Source organism: Aerococcus sp. L_32, from assembly GCF_050689315.1.
On record NZ_JBOEQF010000569.1, the window covers coordinates 1 to 1,128 of the forward strand.

At 38.6% G+C, this 1,128-nt stretch carries 2 protein-coding genes; both read right to left on the minus strand.

What is annotated here, in order from left to right:
- Nucleotides 1–188: non-canonical purine NTP pyrophosphatase (locus tag ACRCJ0_RS14825; protein WP_431390974.1), on the minus strand; the 188-nt coding region annotated here is incomplete at its 3' end.
- A gap of 7 nt (nt 189–195) precedes the next feature.
- On the minus strand, nt 196–1,032 hold the full coding sequence (gene racE, locus ACRCJ0_RS14830) for a glutamate racemase (protein ID WP_059134082.1): 837 nt from the start codon (nt 1,030–1,032) through the stop codon (nt 196–198).
- Nucleotides 1,033–1,128: the final 96 nt, after the last annotated feature.

Genomic DNA, 1,128 nt, shown 5'->3' on the forward strand with positions numbered 1-1,128 from the left:
TGCAAGTCTTTCGCGGCTGTTGTGGCTTTAATCGTCGCATTTTCAATGAAAGTAGTCCCAGTTTCTGGAATATCTGGATAGTCAGGAAAATCTAGCAAGGTTTTAACTTCAATTCCGTATTTATCAAATAATTGCTTGAATTCCTTGGCTTTACCTTGGTTGGCTGTAGCGATCATTACTTGCTTCATATAAATGTTAGCCTTCTTTCATCTGTTTTTGAATTGCTTCAAGTGTTTCGATAGTGACACGGTCTACTTCAATTGGTTGATCCAACCAGTCGTCCGCAATCTCCTTAAATAGTTCTGGTGAGCCAGTGGTGTAAAATTCAGTCACTCTTGGTGATGGATCATCCGACAATTTGGCAATGTCGTTGTAATCCAAAAGGATGGATACGTCTGAAATGGTTTCTTGGCCAGAATCAACAAGTTTGACCGTATGTCCCAAAGTTTTTTGAATGGTATCTCTTAGTAAAGGATAGTGGGTACAACCTAGAATAACAGTATCCAACCCCTTATTTTTAATTGGTGCTAAAGTTTCCGCTATCACCTTTTTGGCTAAAGGTGTGGCATATTGTTGGCTTTCTACCAGTGGGACAAGGGCTGGACAAGCTAATGAAGTCATATTCAAGTCTTTATTTTTTTGTAGTAAATTTTCAAGGTACATGCCACTTTTAATGGTCCCTTCAGTACCTAAAACACCAATTTTGCCATTTTTTGTGTATTTATTGGCTGCTCTTGCACCCGGTTGAATCACCCCAATAACTGGAATAGACACCCGCTGTTTAATTTCATCTAAGGCAACCGCAGTCGCTGTATTACAGGCAATGACCAATAATTTAATATCTTTGGTTAAAAGAAAATCGACCATTTGATTAGTAAAAGTCGCTATTTCTTCTACACTTCTTGGCCCATAAGGACAACGTGCATTGTCACCAATATAGATAATCGATTCATTGGGCAATTGTCGCATAGCTTCTTTCACTACCGTTAAGCCACCTACACCAGAATCTAAGAATCCGATAGGTCTGTTCATGTTAACCTCCTCCGTCAAACAAATCGTTCAAAAATCGCAATGAACAATTTAAAATCTATGATACAATTATAACAGAAGAAGACGATTCACTTCACC